Raw genomic sequence first — 23,166 nt, 5'->3', positions numbered from 1 at the left:
CACTCCCTCTTCGGCAGTGCGGTTTCGGTCATCGGGGCAGCTCGGCGGCATACCGGACCAGCGCTTCGCGGTGACGGCCGATCTTGCGGAACGCCTCGGCGTACTGGTCGATGAGCACCGTGTCGTCGGGCCAGGCGGTGAAGGTCGGCAAGGAGAGCGCGTGCTGCTCGACGTGCTCGGCCTGCGAGTCGGCCCCCGGCGTGGTGGCCTTCTTCGGGACTCCGGGGAAGAGAGGGTTCTCGGTGCGGGCGTAGAGCGGCAGGGTGGACAGCCGGGGGCCGGAGGGGGCGCCGACCTCCATGCCCTCGGCGCGCAGCGCCCGGATGAGCACCGAACGTGGAACGCCACCCAGCGCCTGGGGCCGGTAGAGCGGCTTGTAGCCGTACCAGGCGCCCATGTCGACGTGGTCGGCGACATGGACCTGCTGCAGGTACTCCACGTCGGCGAGCTGCTCGCCGAGGTGCCGCAGGCACCGGTGCCGGGCCTCCTTGCGTGCGGGGAAGGCGGCGAGGGCATGCCGGGCGACGATGGCGTTGAACGGTGACATGCGCAGCTTGAGTCCGAAGCCCGTGACCCAGTGGGCCCGCAGGTCCTCGTCGAGGACGGAGTCCCGGGAGCGGTCCCGGTAGTGCCCGAGGAGGGTGGCGCGGTCCTGGATCCCGGGGTCGCTGGTGACGAGGATGCCGCCTTCTCCGGCGTAGACGGCCTTGTTGGCCTGGAGGGAGAAGACGGCGGCGTCGCCGAAGGTGCCGACCGGCCGGCCCTTGTAGCGGCTGCCGTGGGCGTGGGAGCAGTCCTCCAGGACGCGCAGCCCGTGCCGTTCGGCGATCGACAGGATCGCGTCCATGTCGCAGGGGTGGCCCCACTGGTGGACGACGGTGACGACCTTGGTGTGCTCGGTCAGCGCGGACTGGAGCGCCTTGGGGTCCAGGCCGCGGGTGTCGGGGTCGATGTCGGCGAGGACCACGTCACCGCGCAGCGCGAAGACGGGGCTCAGCGCGGCGTGGTAGGTGAGCGCCGGTCCCACGACGTCCACCCCCTCGCGTACGCCGAGGGCGAAGTAGGCGGCGAGGAGCGCACTGGTGCCGGAGTTGAAGGTGACCGCGTAGCGGGCGCCGCCGTTCAGGAAGGCGAGGAAGTCGGCTTCGAGCCGGCCGATGGGGCCGCTGTTGCCCTTGATGGAGATGTCGGTGTTCCGCTGTGCGGCCAGCTCGGACAGCTCCGCCTCGTCCGCGGGGGGCGGCCACACCTCGTGGGGCAGTGGCCGCGAGATGGCGGGTGCGCCCCCGAGAAGGGCGAGCCGTTCGTCGGTACTCATGTGCTCTCTTCCTGTCCTTGCGGGGTGGGTCAGGCGCATCGGTCGGTGAGTCCGCTCGTCCCGCCCGATCGGGCCCGGTAGATTCCGTCGATCGTGCGAACGGTGGCGAGTTGACGCAGGAGGTGGTCCCGGCGGTAGTCGCGGTCCTCCAGGCGGTCCAGGTAGTGGATGAACATGGAGCGCGTGATGTCGGTCCTGGATCCTTCCGGGGCGTAGCGTTCCAACTGGGCCCCTCCGACGGCATGCAGGGTGGCCGCGCCGGGGGCGACGGTCAACGCGCCTTCCGAACCGAGCACGCAGAGCTGTTCGGTCTTCGCGAGGCTGTGGCGCGAGATGCGCAGCGAGCCCGCCAGCCCCCTCGACGGGTAGCTGCACAGGAGGGCGACCAGATCCTCCAGTCGGCGATCCCGCGTCTCCTGGTACTGGTGCACGAAGGCCGAGTGCACCCGGGGGGTTTCGGGGAACATCCCGTTGAGCACATCGACAAGGTGGTAGCCCATGTCGAGGAGCACACCACCCCTTGCCTGCTCCCGGGACGCGCGCCAACCCGTGGTCGGACGAGCCAGGTTGAAGTGGTAGTCGTAGGAGAACCAGTAGGGCCTCCCGATCCGCGCGAGGTTGTCCCGGGCGAACCGGAACACCGGGTCGAAGTTCCGTTGCAGCAGTGTGAAGACGCTGCGGTCGGCCTGCTGCGCGAGATGTATCAGCTGGCGCGCTTCAGGTTCGGTGACCGCGAACGGCTTCTCCTTGATGACGTGCCGGCCGTGCGCCAGCAGCCGCGTACAGACCGGGAAATGCTCGCCGTGAGGCACGGTGACCACTGCGGCGTCGAATTCGACGGCTTTCAGTGCGTCGTCGAGGCTCCCGTAGTACGGGAATCCCCATGCGTCGGCGAGTGGCACGGCGGGCGGGGCGGAGTCGACGCCGCCGACGATATCGGCAATCTCCTGTACGATCGGCAGGTACTCCTTTCCTTGATGCCCGGCAAATCCGATCATCAGCACTCGTGGTCGCGGACGGATGTCCTTCAGCCTGTCGCCGGGCATGCAGAATATTCCCCTCGCAGAACACCGCTCGACGATGACGTGGGAAGTCGGGAAAGGGTTGTTCAGCCCGGATCGGACGTACGTGTCCGCAGACGGTTCAGAGAGCCGTGCGGCTCCCCGAAGGGTCGGCGCGCCAAGCGTGTGCCGCGGTCACGACGTCCTTGATGAAGGTGCTGCCGCTGCGCAGTGTGTTCTCGTCGAGCAGCGTGACGTCCTCGGCGGCCAGCCAGGCGAACTCGGTGTGCTTGTCCCGTTCGAGTGCGGGCGAGGAGAGGTCTCCGTCCACCTCGACGAGGTAGTCCGACTCGATGTGTCGTATGCCGTCCCCCGTCCACTCCGTGTGTGCCACCCGGGCGAGAACGCGGCGCAACCGCCACCCCGTCTCTTCCGATATCTCCCTGCGGAGCGCGTCCAGGAGGGACTCCCCTGGTTCCACGGCTCCACCGACCACGTCCCAGCAACCGGGGAAGAGGGAGCGGTCGGCCGAGCGGCGTTGGACGAAGATCCGGCCGGCCGGATCACGGATCAGTGCGCCCACCACCGGTCGGGGCCGGGCTGCCCCGGTCATGAGGGTCCCCCGTCGCGCTCGGACGGGCACGGGGGTTCGGAACCAGTATTCCCGTACGAACGGCCGAACGGGCGGGGGGGCGGGCGGTCCGAACGGCGGGGTCGGGGCGGGACGAAGCGGTCTGGATTCGAACTGGAGAATGAACGACCTGAAGCTTGCCTCTCCACTCCGCGAGGTTAGCCGAATCCCGGAGAACAAGTGCGAGGGCGAACTTCTTCAGGGCGCCTTGAGTTCCACTTGACACGGCGAACGGTCGCGTGCTGAGGGATTGCCTTCCGGTGTGTGCCGCGGCCCCGCCCCGGCGGAATCGCCGGGGCGGGGCCTTGTCCGCGCACGGTCCGGTATCGGCCCGGTCCGGCTGTCCCCTGGCGACGGGGCTCCGGCAGCGGATTCTTGAGCGATTCTTTCCTGCCGCCGCTGACGGATCGTGACGGAACTCTATTGGCCGGATCGGCCGCCCTTCGCGTCCCGGCGATGCCGTCCTCCGGCCCCGCCGACCCGGCCGGCGCCTCCGTTCACCGGCGGCGCGCGACCACGAAGGCGTAGCCGATCTCCGCGAGGGCACCGAACCGGGGAAGGGAACGGGCGAAGTCGAAGAACTCGTAGTGCGGGTCGTCCACGGAGGGGGTGACGCGCGCGAAGGCATCGGCGAACGCCTGGTAGGTGCGCCGGACGTGCTCCCCGATGTCCTGGAACTCCAGAACCTCCAGACCGGCGCGGTCGAGGGCCGTGCGGAGCTCCGCCGGCTCGGGGAGCGCAGGGGACCCGAACGCCCGGCAGGTCCGGCGGACCGTCTCCGCGGCCTCACCGGTCACCGGCGACCGGAGCAGCACGTCGGTGACGACCAGCGTGCTGCCGGGCCGCAGGGTCCGGGCGATCTCGGTGAGGGCGGCGGTCCGGTCGGGAATGTGCATCATGGACTCGACCGCCCAGGCACCGTCGAAGGACGCGGACTCGAAAGGCAGTGCGCAGGCGTCCGCGTACCGGAAGTCCACCCGGTCGGCGAGCCCGGCGGCATCCGCCCGGGTCCGTGCGAGGGCGATGTCCTCGGCGCTGACCGAGATTCCTGACACCTGGCCACCGGTGGCCCGGGCGATGCGCAGCGCGGGCCGTCCCGTTCCGCAGCCGACATCCAGCAGACTGCGGCCGGGTGCGGCGCCCAGCCGCCCCGCCACGAGGTCGGTGAGCCGGTCGGTGGCCTGGTCGAGCGACCGTCCGTCCGCCGGGCTGTCCCAGTAGCCGACATGAATGTTCCCGTCGACGGCCGCGCCGGCCACGATCTCGGGGTGCTCGTCACGGAGCGGGTCAGGGTCGGGTGAGGACGGGACGCCGTGCTGCGCGGACGGGTTGTCGGTCATCGCGATCTCCCGGGTGCGAGGGGTGAGTCGGCGGGTGACGAGGGCCGGCGGCGTTCGCCGGGAGCGGGCAAAGGTGTTCCCGGACGAACGCGACGCCGTTCCGCTCTTCCTGAAGGACTTCCCGTGCGACCGGTGGTGGGAACCGCTTCTCGGTGACCGGCTACCGCAGGGCGGTGATGGCGGTGGCGAGGTAGACGTCGTGGACGTGCCAGTGGCCGTCCAGGGTGGGGAGCGGGGAGGGGGCGAGGAGGACGGCGGTGAAGGTGCCGTCCGGGCGGAGGGTGAGGTCGGCCTCGGAGAAGTCGAGGAAGCGGTCGTCACTGCGCGGCCGACCTGCAGGTCCTGACCTCGGCAGGAACCGCGACAACACATCCCACTCGGCATCCGAAAGCTCATGACGCCGCACCACAACCGACATGATCTCTCATCACTTGATCAGATTTGAAGACGGACCCTAGCATCGCCGCATGATCGACGACGGCACCGACTGGAAGTCCGACCGCATCGGCAGCGCGCTGCGGGGTGAGAACCCGACCGTGATCCGGCGCCTGGACGCCGGGTTCGCGGTGATCGGGGACGTGCAGTTCCTGCCCGGCTACGCGATCCTGCTCACGGACGAGCCTGGCGTCGAGCGGCTCTCCGACCTGCCGAGGGCGCGCCGGATCGCGTACCTGGAGGACCTCGACCGGCTCGGCGAGGCCGTGGAGCGGGCGTGCCGGGCGGCCGACCCGGCGTTCCGGCGGGTCAACCTGGAGATCCTCGGCAACACCGACCCGATGCTGCACGCGCACGTGTGGCCGCGCTTCGGATGGGAGCCCGAGGACCTCGTCCGGGTGCCCGTCTGGCTCTACCCGGCGGACCGGTGGCGTGACGACCGGTACGCGCTCGGCCCGGCGCAGGACCCGATCCGGGCGGCGATCGGGGCCGAGCTGGATGCGCTCAGGTGAAAGCCGGTGGTGCAGACCACTCGTTCTCGTGAATCCGCTGACCAGGGTGCGGACGCCGTGCCAACTCCGCTCTAACCTGCGGAACATGGACATCGTGATCCCGCTCTTCGACGATTTCGAGCCGCTCGACGCGGTCGGCCCGTACCAGGTGCTCGGGTATCTCCCGGGCGCCGTCGTGCGGTTCGTCTCGACGAGCGGGACCGGCCGGGTGGTCGACACCCTGGGCGGGCTGAGACTGGACGTTCCCGCCCGGTACGAGGAGGTCGAGTCGTGCGACGTCCTCCTCGTGCCGGGGGGGAACGGGGCGCGTCCGCTGCTGGACGACGCCGGGTTCACCGACTGGATCCGCCGGGTGCACGCGACCACCCGGTTCACCACCTCGGTCTGCACCGGTGCGCTGCTGCTCGGGGCGGCCGGACTGCTCAAGGGGCTGGTGGCGACCACCCACTGGGCGGCCGCGGGCGAGCTGGCGGCGTACGGTGCGACGTACACGCCGGAACGGGTGGTCCGCCGGGAGCGGATCGTCACGGCGGCCGGGGTCTCCTCCGGCATCGACATGGCGCTCCGGCTCGTGGCGCTGCTCGCCGACGAGACCACCGCCCGGGCGATCCAGCTCCACGCCGAGTACGACCCCCAGCCCCCGTTCGACTCCGGTTCGCCGGCGAAGGCGTCGCCCGCGGTGCTGGAGCGGATCCGCGAGATCGGCTAGGCAGGGGCGGGCGGGCGGGCGGGCGGGCGGGCGGGCGGGCAGGCGGGCAGGCGGGCCTCCGGGCGGGGCCGAGGCGTCACCCCCGGAGGAAGGACTCCAGGGAGGCCGCCAGCGCGACCGGTGTCTCGTGCATCGGGTAGTGGCCGCTGTTGGGGAGCTCCTCCAGCTCGGCGTTGGGGTAGTGGGTCAGGAAGGTGCCGCGCATCACCTCGGCGGTCAGCGCGAGGTCGTGCGCTCCCACGATCACCTTGACCGGCACGGGATTCCCGTCGATCCGTTCCACCAGGTCGGCGGTGGCCCAGTCGCGCACGTAGCCGCCGAACGCCTCGCGGGTGGACAGTGACAGCGAGCGGTTCACCATCAGGTCGAGCCAGACCCGGCCGGCCCGCCGCCCGGTCACCAGATCGATGATGGCGAACCGCTTCTCGCGGTCCTCCGCCGCCCCGTAGAACAGCTTCTCGGCCGCCGCGTCCATCGGGTACACGCTCGCGGGGACGGGCGCCAGGCCCACCAACTTCCTCACCCGCCCGGGTGCCTGGGCCAGCACCTGTTGCACGGCCTTGCCGCCCATGGAGTGCCCGACGAGCGAGAAGCTCTCCCAGCCGAGCTGGTCGGCCAGCGCGAGCGCGTCGTCCGCGATCTCGGCGAGCGTGTACGCACCCGCCACGTTCCGGCGCTCGCCGTAGCCCCGGTAGTCGAGGAAGGCGTAGGTGAAGGCGGAGCCGTCCAGGTAGTCCAGGAACGGGCCCCAGCCGGCGCTGGTGCCGAACCAGTCGTGCAGCACCAGGACCTTGTGGGCGCCGGTGCCGATCAGGCGGTGAGGGATCGTCATATCCGGTGTTCTGCCCGCGAATCCGGGCCGCCGAACTACCGGCCGGTAGGCGGATCCGCCACCGCCGGGCGGCCCGCCGGGCGCCGGATCAGAGCGTGCGCCGGTACGCCGTGCCGGGTCGGCCGTCGACGACCTCCTCGCCCACCGCTGTGAAGCCGGTGCGGGCGAGTACGGCCCGCGAGGGCGCGTTGTCGAGGGTGGTCACGGCGGTGAGCGCGGTGAGCCCGTACGCCGTGGCGGCGAGCCGGCACGCCTCCTCGACCGCCGCCCGGGCCACGCCCCGGCCGCTCGCGCTCTCGGCGACCCGGTAGCCGAGTCCGGCGCTGCCGCCGGCCGCGTCCACCAGGTTCACCCGGCCGAGCAGCGTGCCCCCGGCGTCCAGGACGACGTGGAAGTGGCAGGCGCCGGTGGCCTGTTCGGCGAGCAGCGCGGCGTGGCGGCCGGCGAACCCGTCCGGGGTGAAGTAGCCGTCCCCGCGGTCGGGCACCGAACGCGCGAAGTACGCCCGGTTCTCGCGTTCGAAGGCGAGGAGGGCGTCCGCGTGTGCGGCGGCGAGCCGTTCCAGCCGCACGGCCGGGCCGGGGGAGCGGGGCGCACCGGGGGTGCCCGGCGTTCCGAGCCGGGGCGCCTCCGGATGGACCGAACCGTTTTCTGTGGTCATCCGATCATGCTCCGGCCCGGGGCGGGAGCTGTCCAGCAGACGCGGAGGACGGCGGACGGGCGGCGCGGGCCGGTCAGGGACGCTGACGGCCGGAGAATGGCGGACAGTCCGCACCCTCGAAGGAGATTCCCGTGATCGGCCGGCTGCAGTGTCTCGTCCTCGACTGTCCCGACCCGGCCGTGCTGGCCCGCTTCTACGCGGGGCTGCTCGGCGGCGAGGTGGACCGGCCGGATCCGCGCTGGTCGCTGGACGAGGCGTGGTCCACCCTGCACACCCCCGGCGGACCGGTGCTCTGCTTCCAGGGGGTCGCCGACCACCGTCCGCCGCGCTGGCCGGACCCCGCCCACCCCCAGCAGGCCCACCTGGACATCGACGTCGACGACCCGGCCGCCGCCGAAGCCGCCGTCCTCGCCCTCGGCGGCACCCTCCTCCGGGACGCCGGGGGGTGGCGCGTCTACGCCGATCCCGCCGGCCACCCGCTGTGCCTCCTGCCCGTCCGCCGCTGACCCCGTCCGCCGCTGACCCCGTCCGCGGCCGGACCGGGCCGCCGCCGGCCCTGCGCACCCCCGGACCGGACCGGCCGGGCGCTCCCCGGCCGGTGTGCCGGAGAGCGCCCCTCGGCGGTTCCGTTCAGGCGATGCGGCGGATGCGGCGGACGGCCAGGACGAGGAGCAGGGCGGTGAGGGCGAGGAAGAGGCCCGTCTCGATGCCCTGGAAGGTCCAGAAGCGGTCGGCCGGCTGGTACTCCTGCCAGTTGGTGTAGGGCGCGGGCCCGAAGCCCTGCTGGGCGAAGTGGGCCACGCACCCGGCGGAGTCGCCGGAGCCGTCGGTGTCGCAGCCGACCCGGGCGTCCGGGAGGACGAGTTCCCCGACGCCGTTGCGGACGCCCTCCTGGTAGACCCAGGAACCGGTGAAGCGGTTGCCCGTGAGCGGGCTGTCGATCGCGTAGCTGAGCGTCTTCGTCGGCAGGAAGTGCGGGCGGGCGAGGGTCTCGACCAGCACCCGGACGGCGACGAAGGCGGCGAGCGAGATGCCCATCGCGGGCAGCACCTTGCGGCTCAGGGTGCCGACCAGGATGCCGAGCGCCACCGCGAACAGCGTGTAGCCGATCGGCGCCGCGCCCTGGACGTCGAAGAAGAGGTAGCCGAGCCGGCCCGCACCGTTGGCGGCCAGCGGGGCCAGCCACCAGGCGACGCCCAGCGAGTAGACCACCGACAGGACGAGGGCGACGGCGCCGACCAGGCCGAACTTGGTGAGGATCCAGCGGCGGCGGCTGATGCCCTGGGTCCAGACCAGCCGGTGGGTGCCGTTCTCCACCTCCCGGGCGACCAGCGGGGAGCCGAAGAAGAGGCCCACCAGGACCGGCAGCAGGACGAAGAGGATGGCGAGGAAGAGCATCGCGCCGTACTGGTTCTCGAAGCGCTGGCTGAGCGACTCGCAGCCGCCGCCGGAGACGAGTTGGGTGCCGCCCAGCTTGCGCAGGCACGCCCCGAGTCCGGAGTCCTCGAAGGTGGACCGCATGCCGAGGCCGGTGGGGATCAGGGCGGCGGCCAGGACGGCGAGGGCGATCGCCGTCCAGAGCGCCTGCTTGCGGTGTTGACGCCAGGTCAGCCAGATCATGCGGCCACCTCCGGGAGGGCGGCGGTGCCGGTGCTGCGGGTGTCCGCGGCGCCCAGGTAGGCGAGGACGAGGTCCTCCAGGGTGACGTCGTGCACGGCCCACCGGTCGGTGTCGACCGGGCCGTCGGTGCGGACCAGCAGGGTGGACTGCCGTTCGGTGTGGCTGGCCCGGATCACCGCCGCCACTCCGGGCACCGCGGCGCCGTCGGCGACCCGCGGGCCGACCAGCCGGCAGTGGGTGGCGAGCAGGTCGTCCACCGCGCCGGAGAGCTGGACGTGGGCGGTCTGCAGGACGATCAGGTGGTCGCAGACCCGTTCGAGGTCGGCGAGCAGGTGGGAGGAGAGCAGCACGGTGGTGCCGTACTCGCCGACCGCACCCATCAGGGCCTGCATGAACTCGTGCCGGGCCAGCGGGTCGAGGGCGGCCACCGGCTCGTCCAGGAGCAGCAGCCGGGGCTTCTTGGCCAGCGCCAGGGCGAGCGCGACCTGGGCGCGCTGGCCGCCGGACAGCTTGCCGACCGGCTTGTCGGCCGCAATGCCGAGCCGGGTGAGCCGCTCACGGGCGATCGCCGAGTCCCAGCGGCGGTTGAGCCGGCTGCCCATGGTGATCAGCTCGGTGGCGGTGAAGTCCGGGTAGAGCGGGGTGTCCTGGGCGACGAACCCCAGGTCGGCCAGGGCGTCGATGTTGTCCCGCGGGTCCCGGCCGAAGACGCGGACCTGTCCGGCGTCGGGCTGCAGCAGGCCGACGGCGAGGTGGAGCAGGGTGGACTTGCCGGCTCCGTTGGGGCCGACCAGGGCGGCGATCCGCCCGGCGGGGAGCTGTAGCGAGCAGCCCCGGAGTGCCCAGGTCTGGCCGTAGCGCTTGCCCAACCCGTCTGTCTGCAAAGCGACTTCCGTCATGTGTTCCCCCAAGGATGCGGTCTGGCGGGATGTCGTACGGGCTAGCCGGTGTGCCGGCTGCCGTGCCGGCCGTCGCCCGGTGGCGTCCGGTCGAACGTGGCCCGCGTGGTGGTGTCGATCAGTGCGGTGATGTCCTCGCGGGCGAGTCCGGCCTCCTGCGCCTTGCGCAGCCAGGTCACCAGCTCGTCGCGCAGTTCCGCCTGGTTGGCCAGCGAAGGTCCGGCCAGGGTGCGGACCAGGAACGTCCCCACCCCGGGCCGGCCCTCGGCGAGCCCCTCCAACTCCAGCTCCCGGTAGGCCTTGAGCACGGTGTTGGGGTTGATCGCCAGGGACTGCGCCACATCGCGCACCTTGGGCAGCCGGTCCCCCGGCTGCGCCAGTCCGACGCGCAGCGCCTGCTTCACCTGAAGCACCAGCTGCATGTACGTGGCCACCCGCGAGCGGCCGTCGAGCACGAACTCGATCACCAGTTGTTCTCCTGTCCTACGACAGTAAGACAGGATAGACGTGCGTCAGTCAAGTGGTGGGAGGGAAAGCTGAATTGCCGCCGGTCAGCGGGGTCTGACGAGGAGTCCGCCGGTTCGCTCGGCGCGCCCGGGCCCGCGGGGTCCGGCCGCCCGTACGGCCGGCGGCCGGAGCTGCGGGGCGGTCAGTGCAGGGACAGCGCGTCGCCCACGGCGAGCCGGCCGGGGGCGGCGACCCCGGCGAGCGCGTCCAGCCGGGCCTCGTGGGCCTGGGCGATGGCCTTGAGGATCTCGGGGGCGTGCGGCAGCCCGGGCTGGGCGGCGGTGGTCATCGCGCAGCGCTCGCTGGACCGGACGAAGGAGAGCCGCGCGCCGGAGCGGGAGCCGGTCCGGCCCTCGCGGCCGAACCACGTGTCCTCGACGAACGGCGGGGTGCCGGGCGGGGTGCGCACCAGGACGTTGGGCCGGAAGCGGCGGACGTCCACGACGGCGGACGGCGCGGCCTCGGCCACCCAGTCGAGGGTGGCGGTGGTGAGCACGCTGACCGGGAGCTGGTCGAAGTGCGAGACGGCGTCCTCGCGGGCGAGTTCGACGTCGTCGCGCTGGAGGTAGGCGCGCAGGAAGGCGGTCGGGTCGGCGACCGGACCGCCCAGCGGGTCGAACAGCTCGGGGCCGTCCAGACGGTGGCCGAGCCGGGAGGAGAGCCGGAGCAGGCCGTCCATCCGCCGGAACCGGCGGGTGTTCTTGCCGGAGCCGAGCTTGCCGTTGGCGTCGCGCACGGCGTAGAGGCGGTCGCCCGCGAGCCCGCGGTCGTCCACCTCGACGGAGTCGAGCCGCTCGCCGCCGGTGGACTTCACGGGGTAGCGCCAGAGCTGCTCGATCACTCCGATGATCTCTGCCATGGCCGGACAGCGTACCGGCGTACGCCGGGGATGGTCTAGACCAAGTGCCCTTCGGGCCAAGCGGTTCGGCAGATCGGGTCGGTCGCTCCCGGCAGGTCCGGGCTGAGCCGGGGCGGTCCGCGGTCACCCCAGCCGGGCCACCGCCCGGACCGGCGCCCCGTCGGCTGCCACCAGCCGGATCGGGAAGAGCGAGATCTCGACCGGGAGCCCGGCCCGCTGCGCCTCCAGCAGCGCCCGCAGATCGGTCAGGTTCTCGGCGATGACCCCGCCGCCGGGCGCGCCGAGCAGGATCCGGTGCGCGGCCAGGGTGGGCTCGTCGGCGGCCGGCTGGTCGTGCTCGTCGGTGAGGTCGGCGAGCAGCGCGGCCACCGCCGGGTCGCCGGGCCCCGGGTCGGGCGTGGGGTCGACGCTGAGCGCGTCCACGCCGACCGTCCGCACCCCGGCGGCGACGATCGCCTCGGCCGCGCCGGCGGACAGGCTGGGGTGGGCGAGATAGGTGTCGGTGCCCCAGTGCCGGGCCCACCCGGTGGCCAGCAGCAGGACGGTGCCCTCGCCGGCGTGCTCCAGCGCGGGCGCGAGCTGCTCGGCGGTCACCTCCGAGCGCGGCTCCAGGCCGCGCAGGTCGGCGACGACCGCGGGGCCGGTGAACCGCTCCAGCGGCAGGCCGTCCAGGGTGGGCCAGGTGACGTCCACGTGGTACGGCGCGTCCACATGGGTGCCGGACTGCGAGCCGAGGTGCAGGGCCAGCACGTTCACCCCGGCGGTCGCGGTGGTGAGCGCGGGTTCCAGGACGACGGCCGGGTCGCCGGGGTAGACCGGCATCGCGGTGGTCACCTGATGGGTGAGGTCGACGAGGGTCGCTGCCATGGCACCCATCCTCCCAGGAGGGCGCCGGGGCCGGGTGGGCCGCGTGAGGATAGAAAGTAAGCACTATGGAAAAGCCGAACCAGCCAGTCCGTCAGCCCTGGGTCGTGGGAGTGTCCGGCGCGTCCGGCACGCCCTACGCCGCTTCCGTGATCCGCGCGCTGCTCGCCGCCGGCGAGGCCGTGGACCTCGTGGTGAGCCGCGCCGCGCGGCTCACCATCCTCGACGAGACCGGCATCTCCTTCCGCGACGCGCACTGGCGCACGGACCTCGCCGCCTGGCTGGCCCTCCCGGAGGACGGCCTGGACGACGTCCGGTACTGGCCCGCCGGGGACTTCGCGGCCGGCCCGTCCAGCGGCTCGTACCCGGCCAAGGGCATGCTGGTCGTCCCCGCGACCACCGGTGCGGTGGCCGGCATCGCGCTCGGCCTGAGCAAGGACCTGCTCCAGCGGGTCGCCAGCGTCACCCTCAAGGAGCGCCGCCCCCTGGTGGTCTGCGTCCGCGAGGCACCACTCAACGGGGTGACGCTGAAGCACCTGGTGGAGCTGGACGCGCAGGGCGCCGTCGTGCTCCCCGCCTCGCCCGGCTTCTACGCCGGCGGCTCCACCGTCCGTGAGCTGGTCGACTTCGTGGCCGGGCGGGTGCTGGACGCCGTCGGCGTGCCGCACGCGCTGTACCGGCGCTGGGAGGGCGAGTTGGGCGCGGCCGCCCGGGAGGGCGACCGGCCGGCCTGACGACATGGGTCCGTCGGCCCGAGGGGGAGTGGGGAGCCGGCAGTCGGGAGAGTATGTTCTCTGCGATATCCGGGTTGGTCCGAGCATGGCACCTTTGAATCCGGATAATGATCTGTGGGTCTGGTGAGGTTCGGAAGGACGCGGACGGTATATGGACACGGTGGACAGACAGCTCATCCAGGCGCTCCGGGAGAACGGCCGTGCGTCCTACGCCGAGCTGGGCCGACTGGTCGGCCTCTCCGGCCCGAGCGTCACGGACCGCATCAACCGGCTGGAACAGGCCGGCGTGATCACCGGCTACCGCGCGACGGTCAACCCGGCCTCGCTCGGTTTCGGTGTCACGGCCCTGATCGGACTCCAACTCACCGACGCGGCCGACCACGAGGACGTCGCGTTCCGGCTGAAGGACCTCGGCGAGGTCGAGGACTGCTGGTTCATCGCCGGTGACGACTCGTACATGCTCAAGGTCCGGGTGCCGGACGTCGAGGGCCTGGAGTCGGCGGTGAAGCGGATCTCCGGGACGAAGGGTGTGGCCCGTACCCGTACGACCGTCGTACTCTCCACCAAATGGGAGAGCCGGGTGAGCGAGCTGCCGCTCGCCGAAGGGGAGTGACGGCGATGGCACTGGTCGGTCTGGAGGAGCTGCACGCGGCCCGGGAGCGGATCGCGGGGGTCGCGGTGCGCACCCCGCTGGTCCCCGCCCCCTGGGCGAACGACGGCGAGCGGCGGCTCTGGCTCAAGCCGGAGAACCTCCAGCCGACCGGGGCCTTCAAGACCCGCGGCGCGTACAACCGGCTCGCCGCGCTGAGCGGGGCCGAGCGCGCCCGCGGGGTGGTCGCCCAGTCCAGCGGCAACCACGCGCAGGCGGTGGCGTACGCGGCGGAGCTGCTCGGCATCAAGGCCGTGATCGTGATGCCGGACACCTCGCCGGCGGTCAAGGTCGAGGGCACCAGGTCGTTCGGCGCCGAGGTGCTGCTGGTGTCGCCGGAGGAGCGGGACACGGTGCCCGGCGAGCTGGCCGAGCGGCACGGCTACGTCTGGGTGCCGCCGTACGACGACCCGTTCATCATCGCGGGCCAGGGCACCGTGGGCCTGGAGATCGCCGAGGACGCCCCGGCGGAGCTGGACACCGTCCTCGTCCCCGTCAGCGGCGGCGGGCTGATCTCCGGCACGGCGGCCGCGCTCAAGCTGACCCGTCCGGGCGTGCGGGTGATCGGTGTCGAGCCCGAGCTGGCCGCCGACGCCCGGGAGAGCCTGCGGACCGGCGAGCGGGTGGCCTGGCCGGTCGCCGACACGTACCGGACCATCGCCGACGGGCTGCGCACCCCCTCGGTGGGCGAGCTGCCCTTCCAGCACCTCACCGCCTACGTGGACGACATCGTCACCGTCACCGAGGACGAGATCCGCGCGACGGTGGCGCTGCTGGCCCGGCGCGGCCGGCTGGTCGCCGAGCCGTCCGGCGCGGTCGCCCCGGCGGCGTACTTCCACCGGGCGGCCGAGACCGGCGGACGGCACACGGCCGCCGTGGTGAGCGGCGGGAACATCGAACCGGCGTTGCTCGCGGAGCTGCTCGCGGACTGAGCGCCACAGGGGCGTACGCTCGTTCCGGCAAGGAATCGAAGTCGGAGGAGGCGGGGCACCGCATGGACGCAGGGCTCAAGCGCGAGCTGGAGGCGAAGGTCTACGCGGGTGAGCGGCTGACCCGCGAGGACGGGATCGCGCTCTACGAGAGCGACGACCTGGCCTGGCTGGGCGGCCTGGCCCACCACGTGCGGACGCGGAAGAACGGCGACGTCGTCCACTTCAACGTCAACCGCCACCTCAACATGACCAACGTGTGCAGCGCGTCCTGCGCCTACTGCTCGTTCCAGCGCAAGCCGGGCGAGAAGGACGCGTACACGATGCGCATCGAGGAGGCCGTCCGCCTCGCCAAGGCGATGGAGGTGGACTCCCTCACCGAGCTGCACATCGTCAACGGTCTCCACCCGACCCTCCCGTGGCGCTACTACCCGCGTTCGCTGCGGGAGCTGAAGGCGGCGCTGCCGAACGTCTCGCTGAAGGCCTTCACCGCCACCGAGATCCACTGGTTCGAGCGGATCAGCGGCCTGCCCGCCGACGAGATCCTGGACGAGCTGATCGACGCCGGCCTGGAGTCGCTCACCGGCGGCGGCGCGGAGATCTTCGACTGGGAGGTCCGCCAGCACATCGTCGACCACGACACCCACTGGGAGGACTGGTCGCGGATCCACCGCCTCGCCCACAGCAAGGGCCTCAAGACGCCGGCCACCATGCTGTACGGCCACATCGAGGAGCCCCGCCACCGGGTCGACCACGTGCTGCGGCTGCGCGAGCTGCAGGACGAGACCGGCGGCTTCCAGGTCTTCATCCCGCTGCGCTACCAGCACGACTTCCACGACTCCAAGGACGGCGTCGTGCGCAACAAGCTGATGGCCCGTACCGAGATGGCCACCGGCGCCGAGGCACTGAAGACCTTCGCGGTCTCCCGGCTGCTCTTCGACAACGTCCCGCACGTCAAGGTCTTCTGGGTGATGCACGGCGTCACCACCGCCCAGCTGGCGCTCAGCCACGGTGCGGACGACATGGACGGCTCGGTGGTCGAGTACAAGATCACCCACGACGCGGACAACTTCGGCACCCCGAACAAGCTCGGCCGGGACGACCTGCTGGGCCTGATCCGCGACGCCGGCTTCCGGCCGGTGGAGCGCAACACCCGCTACGAGGTCATCCGCGAGTACGACGGTCCCGACCTCGGCCGTCGCGAGACCCCGCAGGCGATGCGCCTCTGACCCCGCGGCCCCGCAGGGGGCCTCCGCGACCGGCGGTTCCCGCCGTCGCCACCCCGTCGCGATCCCGTCGCCCGGGCCGCCCGCCGGCCCGGGCGACGGCTTCTTCACGGGCTCGACACAGACCCCGGGTTTCCCAACGGGGCCTCGGTTTGGCAGGATCGGCCGCATGTCCGGTTCCGATCGCTCCACCGCGTACCCGTCGTACGAGCCGGTGTACGAGGTGCCGCAGCAGCCGTACGGCGGTCACCAGCAGCCGTTCCCGCAGCAGTACGAGGCGCCGCACGCGGGCCCGTACGGGTACCAGGACGTTCCGGGCGGCGTGCCGTCCGGGTACCGCAGCCTCGCCGAGCACGACGTCTACGACCAGCCGTTCCAGGCGTCTCCGGCGGAGCCGGAGGACCTGGCGGCCGGACCGGAGCCGTCGGCCCGGCCCCGGTCGGTGCCCGCTCCCGCCGCGGCCCCCGCCGGGTCCCGGGCGGCCGCCCGGGGTCACCGCCGCAAGCCCAAGAAGAAGCGCACCGGCCGGGCCGTCACCGCCGGCACCGCCCTGCTGCTCGCCGCCGCCGCGGGCTGGTACACGGTCGGCCAGGACGCCGCGAGGACGGGCGTGACCAGCGCCGACGGCCCCGGCCCGGACGCCGTCGCCGCCCCGGACCGCTCCACCGCCCAGACGGTGACCGACCAGGCCTCCCCGACCGCCGCCCCCGCCGCCCCGGCCGCCGACGCACGGCACACCGAGGAGCCCGCCGCCGACCGCAGCGAGGCCCGCGCGGACGGCTCGGTGGCCGCCATACCGGGCCTCGGCCCCGGCTTCGCCGCCCGGATACCCGTCGAGACCACCCAGGTCGTCTTCGCCTCCGGCGAGGGCAAGGACACCAACAAGGCCGTGGTCACGCTCTGGACCCGCACCGCCGAGGGCCGATGGCTGGCCGGCGAGACCTGGCAGGGCCACAACGCGTTCAAGGGCTGGACCACCGATCACAACGAGGGCGACCTGCGCAGCCCCATCGGCGTCTTCTCGCTCACCGACGCCGGCGGCCGCAAGGCCGACCCGGGCAGCAAGCTCCCGTACGACAAGGACGCCAACTTCGTGGTCTCCGGCCGGGGCTTCGCCGGCGAGCAGCTCGCCGGTTCCTTCGACTACGTGGTCGCGATCGACTACAACCGGGTGCCCGGCAACTCCCCGCTCGACCCGCGCCGCCCCAACGGCTCGACCAAGGGCGGCGGCATCTGGATCCACGTCGACCACGGGGGCCCGACGCACGGCTGCATCTCCGTCCCGGAGGAGAAGATGGCGCAGCTCATCCGGACCCTGGACCCGGCCGCCCGCCCGGTGATCGTGATGGGTGACGCCGCCTCGCTGGCCGTCTGAGCACGCCGTCCGGGGCCCGGCCGGCCCCGTCGGTGTCCCGCGGCGGCCCGGGCACGCCCCAGTCGCCGCAACGGTCCTTGTCGGTCTCCTACAGCATCCCGGCACGGATCCTGTAGCCGGTCACGCCCGACTGACCAGCGGGTAACCGGGTTGAGTGGGCAGTATGACCGGTTCGCGCATCGTGGCACTCGGCCACTACCAGCCCCCCAAGGTCCTCACCAACGACGACCTGGCGAAGCTGGTCGCCACCGACGACGAGTGGATCCGCAGTCGGGTGGGCATCCGGACGCGCCACATCGCCGAGGGCGAGACCGTGGTCGACCTGGCCACCGAGGCGGCGCAGAAGGCGCTGGCCAACAGCGGGCGGTCGGCGGCCGACGTCGACCTGGTCGTGGTCGCCACCTGCACCGCGGTGGAGCGCAGTCCCAACACGGCCGCCGCCGTCGCCGCCCGCCTCGGCGTGCGCGCGCCCGCCGCCTACGACATCAACACGGTCTGCTCGGGCTTCTCGTACGCGCTGGCCACCGCCGACCACGCGATCCGGGCCGGCGCGGCGCGGCTGGCGCTGGTGATCGGCGCGGAGCGGATGTCGGACACCATCGACTGGACCGACCGGTCCACCTGCGTGATCTTCGGCGACGGCGCCGGCGCGGCGCTGGTCGAGGCCCAGGAGGAGGGGGCCGAGCCGGGCATCGGCCCGGTGGTCTGGGGCTCGGAGCCTGAGCGGGGCGACGCCGTGGTGATCACCGGCTGGGATCCGGTGATCAGCCAGCAGGGCCAGTCGGTGTTCCGCTGGGCCACCACCCAGATCGCCCCGCTGGCCCGGGAGGCCTGCGCGAAGGCCGGTGTCGACCCGTCCGAGCTGAAGGGCTTCGTGCCGCACCAGGCGAACCTGAGGATCATCGACGCGATCGCGTCCCGGCTGGGCATCACCGACGCGGTGGTCGCCCGGGACGTGGTGGACTCGGGCAACACCTCGGCCGCGTCCATCCCGCTGGCCTTCTCCAAGCTGGTCGAGCGCGGCGAGCTGGCGCCGGGCGACCCGGTGCTGCTGTTCGGCTTCGGCGGCGGCCTCGCGTACGCGGGCCAGGTGGTCCGCTGCCCCTGAGCGGGCGGGAGCGGCCCGGAGCGGGCACCGAGAGCCCCTGGACCGGCCCGAGGCCGTCCGGGGGCTCCGCCGTGTCCCCGGGGGCTCACCGAGGGCCTGCCGGGGCCTGTGGGGCCCTACTGGGCCTACCGGGGGCCCGGTGGGGCCGGCCGGGGCCCGCGGTGGCCCGCGGTGGCCCAGTGAGGGCCCGGGCCCCGGTCGGGCCCGGGAACACGTATGCCGGTGGGCGGGCACCCCAGCACGGGGTGCCCGCCCACCGGCATGTCGTGGCGCGCTGCGGACCGCCGGCGGACCTCCCCCGAGGACACGGCCGCCGTCCGTCGTACCCCGGACAGGAGGCCGGGGCCGCGCGAAGCGGAAGGGTGGTTGGAGTGGATCGGTCTACTTGGGCGCCTTCTTGCCGGTGACACCCAGGTACACCAGGGGAGCGAGGTTGGGCTTGAGGTCCTTGACCTTGACGCCCCAGGAGGTGAAGGCCTTCTGGTGCTCGGCCGCGGAGGCGAGCAGCGAGACCAGTGACCCGGCGACCGCTGCCGGATCCAGTGACTTGTCGGCCTGGCCCTTCGCCTGGAGTTCCTTGACGGCTTCCGTGAGCGGCTTGGCGACCGCGTTGAGGACGGTCATGCGGATCTTGAAGAACCGCTTGTCCCCTTCGGCGGCACCGAGCGTGACCACTCGGAGAATGGCGTCGTTCTTGCGCCAGAAGGCGAGGAATCCGTCGACCAGTTCTTCCGAAGTGGCCGTGCCGGACTTCCCTGCCCAGGACTTTCCGGCCACCAGCTCTTTGAGGGTGTCGGCGTCCTTGGCCATTTCCTCGGCGATTTCGAGGACAGCGCCCTCGACATCCGGGAAGTACTGGTAGAAGGTCGCGGGGGAGGTACCCGCCATACGGGCGACGTCGATGACCTTGACGTCCCGATAGGGCGACGTGCTGAGCATCTCGCGGAGGCAGTCGAGCAGCTTCTGCCGCGTCTCCTGTCCGCGTCGCCCGGCGACGCGACCGTCGACGGTGCGAACTTGTCCTGTCATGCCGTCAGCTTACCGTGGCACGATCTTGGCGCGATTCGGTGATGCGACTATTACTCCGCACGGGGGTTGGTATAGGCGGCTGAAGCACTTCGGACGGATATTCATCCCGCCCCCGGAGGCGTCTTTGGCGCCCCCCCGTGTGCTTTTGACGCCACAGGGTGACGACCCCTCCGCTGAGGGGTGGTCGAGTAACGGAGCGTGACGATTACGGTTCGGGTGTGACCTGCCCCGCTCGGGGGCTCCGGGCGTGTCGGCGGCAAGCCGCGGCCGGAGCGGACGTCAGAATCCGGCCGTTCCTGCGGCACTGACCGGGCAGTGGGCCGCCGGACCGGCACTGAACGCCGGTGGGCGGGGGAGGTTGGAGTTGCACCCGGCGGCATTGGACAATCAGGTCCGGCACCACGCGGCGGGTGTCCGGCACCACGCGGGCGGTGCGGAAACGGGGAGGTGGCAGCGGGTGGACCAGCTGACGGCGCACGATCCGAGGCGAATCGGGCCCTTCGAGGTACTGGGGCGGCTCGGCGCGGGCGGAATGGGCCTGGTCTACCTGGCGCGCTCCGCGTCCGGCCGGCGGGTGGCGATCAAGACCGTCCGGGGGGAGTTGGCGGAGGACGAGCTGTTCCGGGTCCGGTTCGCCCGGGAGATCGAGGCGGCCAAGACGGTCGGCGGGTTCTACACCGCCGCCGTGGTCGACGCGGACGCGGACGCCCGGGTGCCCTGGCTGGCCACCGCCTACGTGCCGGCCCCGTCCCTGGAGGACCTGGTCACCGACTGCGGGCCGCTGCCGGCCGGGGCGGTGCGCTGGCTGGTCGCCGGCATCGCCGAGGCGCTGCAGTCCATCCACGCGGCCGGGCTGGTCCACCGCGACCTCAAGCCCTCCAACGTGCTGGTGGTCGAGGACGGCCCCCGGGTGATCGACTTCGGCATCGCCGCCGGCGTCTCCAGCACCCGGCTGACCATGACCAACGTGGCGGTCGGCACCCCGGCGTACATGTCGCCGGAGCAGGCCCGGGACAGCAGGGGCGTCACCGGCGCCAGCGACGTCTTCTCGCTCGGGTCGCTCCTGGTCTTCTGCGCCACCGGCCACCCGCCCTACCGGGGCGCGAACCCGGTCGAGACGGTGTTCCAGCTGCTGCGCGAGCAGCCCGACCTCTCCGGCCTGCCGGCCGAGCTGGTCGACCTGGTCCGGGCCTGCATGCGGCCCGCTCCCGAGCACCGGCCGACCCCGGAGCAGATCCAGGCCGAACTGGCCCCGCACCTGTTCTCCCGGGACGACGCCTCCGGCGAGGCCGGGGACTGGCTGCCGCCCAACGCGCTGGCCATGATCGAACGCAAGCGCGGTCGCCGGCAGCCCCCGCCGGTCGTCGTGCCGGCCGCCCCCGTGCAGCCGCCCGTCGCCCCGCCGGTGCCGCAGCCGCACCACCAGGTCCCGCCGCAGGGTCACGGGCAGGACGACCCGCGCACCCGGCCGGGCGGGCGTCACGCCCCGCCGCAGGCCGGGCCGGTGCACACCACGCCGCTCGGCCAGGACCCGGAGCCGGCCACCGAGAAGCTGGCCGCGCCCCGCCGCCACCGCGCGCCGGTCGCCGAGGAGAGCGCCGTCGAGGTGCGGCTGTCCGGCGCCTCGGTGCGGATAGGGCCCGGGCCGCGCGCCGAGCAGGCCGGCTCGGGCGCGGCGCCGGCCGAGACCGACTGGGTCCGCCGGATCACCCCGCCCCCGGCCCGGGCGGCCCGCTGGCGGCCCTGGCGGTTCCGGATGTCCAACGACGTCTGGGGCACGCCGGTGGTCGCCGACGGCACCCTGTTCGTCTCCAGCTTCGAGGTGCACGCGCTGGACATCGCCTCCGGGCAGCGCCGCTACAAGACCCGGGACGTCGCCTGGGCGCTCGCGGTGGACGCCGGCCGGGTGCACGCCGCCGACGGCCCCCACCTGTACACGGTGGACGTCGCGGACGGCGCCGAGCGCTGGCGGCACTCGCTCGACGGCTGGGTGTACTCGCTGGACGCCGCCGACGGCGTGCTCTGTTGCGGGATCCGGGGCGGCGGCGTGCAGCTGCGCTCGGCGGCCGGCGGCGCCGAGCTGTGGCGCGCCGACGACGCCCAGCAGGACTACGAGAACCCGCAGTCCGGCCCGGCCCTGGTGGGGGGCGCGGCCTACTACTACGGCGGCGGGCGGCTGCGCTGCGTCGACCCGCGCGGCGCCGGCCTGCGCTGGTCGGTCCCGGTCGGCGAGGACGTGCCGTCCCGCCCGGCCGAGCGCGCCGGGGTGCTGTACGTGACGGCCGGTACCCGGGTCTACGCGCTGGACGCGGCGAGCGGCGCCGAGCGGTGGCGGTTCGAGGCCCCGGTGGTGCTGTTCACGCCGCCCGTGCTGGACGCCGACGCGGTCTACGTCGCCGACTACCTCGGCACGGTGTACGCGCTGGACGCGGCCACCGGGCGGGACCGCTGGCGCGCGGCCACCGGCAACCGGCAGGGCGCCGAGCCGGTGGTGGTCGGCGACGGCATGGTGCTGGTCGGCAGCGGCGAGGTGCTGTACGCCTTCGAGGCGGCCACCGGGCGGGAGCGCTGGCGGTACGCGGCCCGGGGCGAGATCGTCGGCTCCCCGGCCGTCGCCGACGGGCTGGTCCACCTCGGCAGCCGGGACCACTCGCTGCACACCCTGGACCTGGCCGGCGGCCGGCTGCGCTGGGAGCTGGGGACCAAGGGCGAGCTGACCGGCTCGCCGGTGGCGGTCGGCGGGAAGGTGTTCGTCGGCTCCAAGGACCGCTGCGTCTACGCGCTGGACGCGTTCTACGGGACGGCGGTGCCCTCGCACTGACCCGGTGCGCCCGGGAGGGCCGGGAGGGCCGCGCCCGGGGGCCGGGTCTCGGCCTCGCGGCCCTGGGCCCGGGCTAGGGCCGGCGGCGGGCCTCCGGGTGGCGCGCGCACCAGCCCTCCCAGGCCGAGGCGACCATCTCCTCGACCCCGTGGCGGGCGGTCCAGCCCAGCTCGCGGTGGATCAGGTCGGCCGAGGCCACCACCCGGGCCGGGTCGCCGGCGCGGCGCGGGGCGTACTCCGGAGTGGTGTCGTAGCCGGTGACCCGGCCGATGACGTCCAGCACCTCCCGGACGCTGACGCCCTCGCCGCGGCCGATGTTGAGGACCAGGCGGGTCTCGCCGGCCGGGTCGGCGGAGAGCCGCCGGGCCGCCGCCACGTGGGCCGAGGCGATGTCGGAGACGTGGATGAAGTCGCGCACGCAGGTGCCGTCGGGGGTCGGGTAGTCGGCGCCGAAGACCCGCGGGGCCAGGCCGGCGGTGAGCCGTTCGAAGACCATCGGGATCAGGTTGAGGACGCCCGCGTCGGAGAGCTCCGGCGAGGCGGCGCCGGCGACGTTGAAGTAGCGCAGCGAGACCGTGGACAGGCCGTGCGCCCGGCCGGCGGAGGAGACCAGCCACTCGCCGGCCAGCTTGGTCTCGCCGTACGGGTTCATCGGCGCGCAGGGGGCGGACTCGGTGACCAGGTCGACGTCCGGCATGCCGTAGACGGCGGCGGAGGAGGAGAGGAGGAAGCGCCGCACCCCGGCGTCGACGACCGCCTCCAGCACGGTCTGCAGGCCGGCCAGGTTCTCCCGGTAGTAGTGGAACGGCCGCTCGACCGACTCGCCGACCTGCTTCTTGGCGGCGAAGTGCAGCACCCCGCGCACGTCGTGGCCGTGCAGCGCCGCGTCCACGGCGGGCCGGTCCAGCGTGGAGCCCTCGACGAGGACGACCCCCTCCGGCAGCCCGCTGCGGTTCCCGGTACTGAGGTCGTCCAGCACCACGACCCGCTCGCCCGACGCCACGAGCTGCTGCACCACGTGGGTGCCGATGTATCCGGCACCACCGGTGAGCAACCAAGTCATGCCCGAGATCCTAGGCGTTCCCGCTCCCCCGGTACGCAGCGGGC

Annotated in this window: 24 protein-coding genes; 10 read left to right on the top strand and 14 right to left on the bottom strand. The window is 73.0% G+C overall.

The annotated features are described in order from the left end of the window. Positions 1 to 28 precede the first annotated feature (28 nt). From ACFWOG_RS01335 to ACFWOG_RS01315, 5 genes are all read right to left on the bottom strand, one after another. Positions 29 to 1,318 (bottom strand): DegT/DnrJ/EryC1/StrS family aminotransferase, encoded by a 1,290-nt coding sequence (locus tag ACFWOG_RS01335; protein ID WP_380353570.1) that lies wholly within the window; start codon positions 1,316 to 1,318, stop codon positions 29 to 31. A gap of 29 nt (positions 1,319 to 1,347) precedes the next feature. Next, complete coding sequence (locus tag ACFWOG_RS01330; RefSeq protein ID WP_329950313.1) at positions 1,348 to 2,364, bottom strand: Gfo/Idh/MocA family oxidoreductase; 1,017 nt, start codon at positions 2,362 to 2,364, stop codon at positions 1,348 to 1,350. Between the two features lie 97 nt (positions 2,365 to 2,461). Then, entirely contained in the window at positions 2,462 to 2,932 is a 471-nt protein-coding gene (locus tag ACFWOG_RS01325) for an NUDIX domain-containing protein (protein ID WP_329950314.1), read from the bottom strand. Positions 2,933 to 3,447: 515 nt separating this feature from the next. Next, complete coding sequence (locus ACFWOG_RS01320) at positions 3,448 to 4,290, bottom strand: methyltransferase domain-containing protein (RefSeq protein ID WP_329885489.1); 843 nt, start codon at positions 4,288 to 4,290, stop codon at positions 3,448 to 3,450. Positions 4,291 to 4,450: 160 nt separating this feature from the next. After that, a complete protein-coding gene (locus ACFWOG_RS01315) occupies positions 4,451 to 4,660 on the bottom strand; it encodes a hypothetical protein (protein WP_380353566.1) in 210 nt (69 codons plus the stop codon). Positions 4,661 to 4,757: 97 nt separating this feature from the next. Between ACFWOG_RS01315 and ACFWOG_RS01310 the strand changes: the two genes are divergently transcribed. Both ACFWOG_RS01310 and ACFWOG_RS01305 read left to right on the top strand, forming a co-directional pair. After that, the gene (locus ACFWOG_RS01310; RefSeq protein WP_329950315.1) at positions 4,758 to 5,237 is read left to right on the top strand and encodes a diadenosine tetraphosphate hydrolase; all 480 of its coding nucleotides are present in this window, start codon (positions 4,758 to 4,760) and stop codon (positions 5,235 to 5,237) included. Between the two features lie 85 nt (positions 5,238 to 5,322). Then, positions 5,323 to 5,946 (top strand): DJ-1/PfpI family protein, encoded by a 624-nt coding sequence (locus ACFWOG_RS01305; RefSeq protein WP_329885486.1) that lies wholly within the window; start codon positions 5,323 to 5,325, stop codon positions 5,944 to 5,946. Positions 5,947 to 6,022: 76 nt separating this feature from the next. Here ACFWOG_RS01305 and ACFWOG_RS01300 read toward each other — a convergent pair whose 3' ends face one another. Further along, positions 6,023 to 6,778 (bottom strand): alpha/beta hydrolase, encoded by a 756-nt coding sequence (locus ACFWOG_RS01300; protein WP_329885485.1) that lies wholly within the window; start codon positions 6,776 to 6,778, stop codon positions 6,023 to 6,025. An 88-nt stretch (positions 6,779 to 6,866) separates the two neighbouring features. Then, entirely contained in the window at positions 6,867 to 7,439 is a 573-nt protein-coding gene (locus tag ACFWOG_RS01295) for a GNAT family N-acetyltransferase (RefSeq protein WP_380353561.1), read from the bottom strand. A gap of 131 nt (positions 7,440 to 7,570) precedes the next feature. Between ACFWOG_RS01295 and ACFWOG_RS01290 the strand changes: the two genes are divergently transcribed. Then, a complete protein-coding gene (locus ACFWOG_RS01290; RefSeq protein WP_329950317.1) occupies positions 7,571 to 7,945 on the top strand; it encodes a VOC family protein in 375 nt (124 codons plus the stop codon). Positions 7,946 to 8,069: 124 nt separating this feature from the next. Here ACFWOG_RS01290 and ACFWOG_RS01285 read toward each other — a convergent pair whose 3' ends face one another. The 5 genes from ACFWOG_RS01285 to ACFWOG_RS01265 form a co-directional block, all read right to left on the bottom strand. Then, positions 8,070 to 9,059, bottom strand: a complete 990-nt coding sequence (locus ACFWOG_RS01285) for an ABC transporter permease subunit (RefSeq protein ID WP_355403288.1) — start codon at positions 9,057 to 9,059, stop codon at positions 8,070 to 8,072. After that, the gene (locus tag ACFWOG_RS01280) at positions 9,056 to 9,943 is read right to left on the bottom strand and encodes an ABC transporter ATP-binding protein (RefSeq protein ID WP_329950319.1); all 888 of its coding nucleotides are present in this window, start codon (positions 9,941 to 9,943) and stop codon (positions 9,056 to 9,058) included. The genes ACFWOG_RS01285 and ACFWOG_RS01280 overlap by 4 nt, the downstream gene beginning before the upstream one ends. A gap of 56 nt (positions 9,944 to 9,999) precedes the next feature. Then, the gene (locus tag ACFWOG_RS01275) at positions 10,000 to 10,425 is read right to left on the bottom strand and encodes a GntR family transcriptional regulator (RefSeq protein ID WP_380353556.1); all 426 of its coding nucleotides are present in this window, start codon (positions 10,423 to 10,425) and stop codon (positions 10,000 to 10,002) included. Between the two features lie 182 nt (positions 10,426 to 10,607). Next, a complete protein-coding gene (locus tag ACFWOG_RS01270) occupies positions 10,608 to 11,324 on the bottom strand; it encodes an MOSC domain-containing protein (RefSeq protein ID WP_329950321.1) in 717 nt (238 codons plus the stop codon). Positions 11,325 to 11,447: 123 nt separating this feature from the next. After that, positions 11,448 to 12,191 (bottom strand): cyclase family protein, encoded by a 744-nt coding sequence (locus ACFWOG_RS01265; RefSeq protein ID WP_329885478.1) that lies wholly within the window; start codon positions 12,189 to 12,191, stop codon positions 11,448 to 11,450. Between the two features lie 65 nt (positions 12,192 to 12,256). Here ACFWOG_RS01265 and ACFWOG_RS01260 point away from each other — a divergent pair, with 65 nt between their 5' ends. From ACFWOG_RS01260 to ACFWOG_RS01235, 6 genes are all read left to right on the top strand, one after another. Beyond that, a complete protein-coding gene (locus tag ACFWOG_RS01260; RefSeq protein WP_329950322.1) occupies positions 12,257 to 12,922 on the top strand; it encodes a UbiX family flavin prenyltransferase in 666 nt (221 codons plus the stop codon). Between the two features lie 151 nt (positions 12,923 to 13,073). Then, a complete protein-coding gene (locus ACFWOG_RS01255) occupies positions 13,074 to 13,535 on the top strand; it encodes an Lrp/AsnC family transcriptional regulator (RefSeq protein WP_327678059.1) in 462 nt (153 codons plus the stop codon). A gap of 5 nt (positions 13,536 to 13,540) precedes the next feature. Beyond that, entirely contained in the window at positions 13,541 to 14,503 is a 963-nt protein-coding gene (locus tag ACFWOG_RS01250; protein WP_355403296.1) for a threonine/serine dehydratase, read from the top strand. Positions 14,504 to 14,565: 62 nt separating this feature from the next. Then, positions 14,566 to 15,729: an aminofutalosine synthase MqnE gene (gene mqnE / locus ACFWOG_RS01245; RefSeq protein WP_329885475.1), complete on the top strand. Its 1,164-nt coding sequence runs from the start codon at positions 14,566 to 14,568 to the stop codon at positions 15,727 to 15,729. A gap of 166 nt (positions 15,730 to 15,895) precedes the next feature. After that, positions 15,896 to 17,101: a L,D-transpeptidase family protein gene (locus tag ACFWOG_RS01240; protein ID WP_380353550.1), complete on the top strand. Its 1,206-nt coding sequence runs from the start codon at positions 15,896 to 15,898 to the stop codon at positions 17,099 to 17,101. A 163-nt stretch (positions 17,102 to 17,264) separates the two neighbouring features. Beyond that, on the top strand, positions 17,265 to 18,209 hold the full coding sequence (locus ACFWOG_RS01235) for a beta-ketoacyl-ACP synthase III (protein ID WP_329885474.1): 945 nt from the start codon (positions 17,265 to 17,267) through the stop codon (positions 18,207 to 18,209). Between the two features lie 381 nt (positions 18,210 to 18,590). On the opposite strand, the gene ACFWOG_RS01230 is transcribed toward ACFWOG_RS01235, so the two are convergent. Continuing rightward, positions 18,591 to 19,238 carry a TetR family transcriptional regulator gene (locus tag ACFWOG_RS01230; RefSeq protein WP_266311629.1) on the bottom strand — a complete coding sequence of 216 codons (648 nt, stop codon included), beginning with the start codon at positions 19,236 to 19,238 and terminating at the stop codon, positions 18,591 to 18,593. A gap of 457 nt (positions 19,239 to 19,695) precedes the next feature. Between ACFWOG_RS01230 and ACFWOG_RS01225 the strand changes: the two genes are divergently transcribed. Beyond that, the gene (locus tag ACFWOG_RS01225; RefSeq protein ID WP_329885473.1) at positions 19,696 to 22,059 is read left to right on the top strand and encodes a PQQ-binding-like beta-propeller repeat protein; all 2,364 of its coding nucleotides are present in this window, start codon (positions 19,696 to 19,698) and stop codon (positions 22,057 to 22,059) included. 73 nt (positions 22,060 to 22,132) lie between these two features. Here ACFWOG_RS01225 and galE read toward each other — a convergent pair whose 3' ends face one another. Next, positions 22,133 to 23,122 (bottom strand): UDP-glucose 4-epimerase GalE, encoded by a 990-nt coding sequence (galE, locus tag ACFWOG_RS01220; protein WP_329885472.1) that lies wholly within the window; start codon positions 23,120 to 23,122, stop codon positions 22,133 to 22,135. Positions 23,123 to 23,166: the final 44 nt, after the last annotated feature.

It is taken from the genome of Kitasatospora sp. NPDC058406 (assembly GCF_042722765.1).
Classification (GTDB): domain Bacteria; phylum Actinomycetota; class Actinomycetes; order Streptomycetales; family Streptomycetaceae; genus Kitasatospora.
Note: the sequence above shows the minus strand (reverse complement) of the source record. Positions and strands in the feature narration are given on the sequence as shown.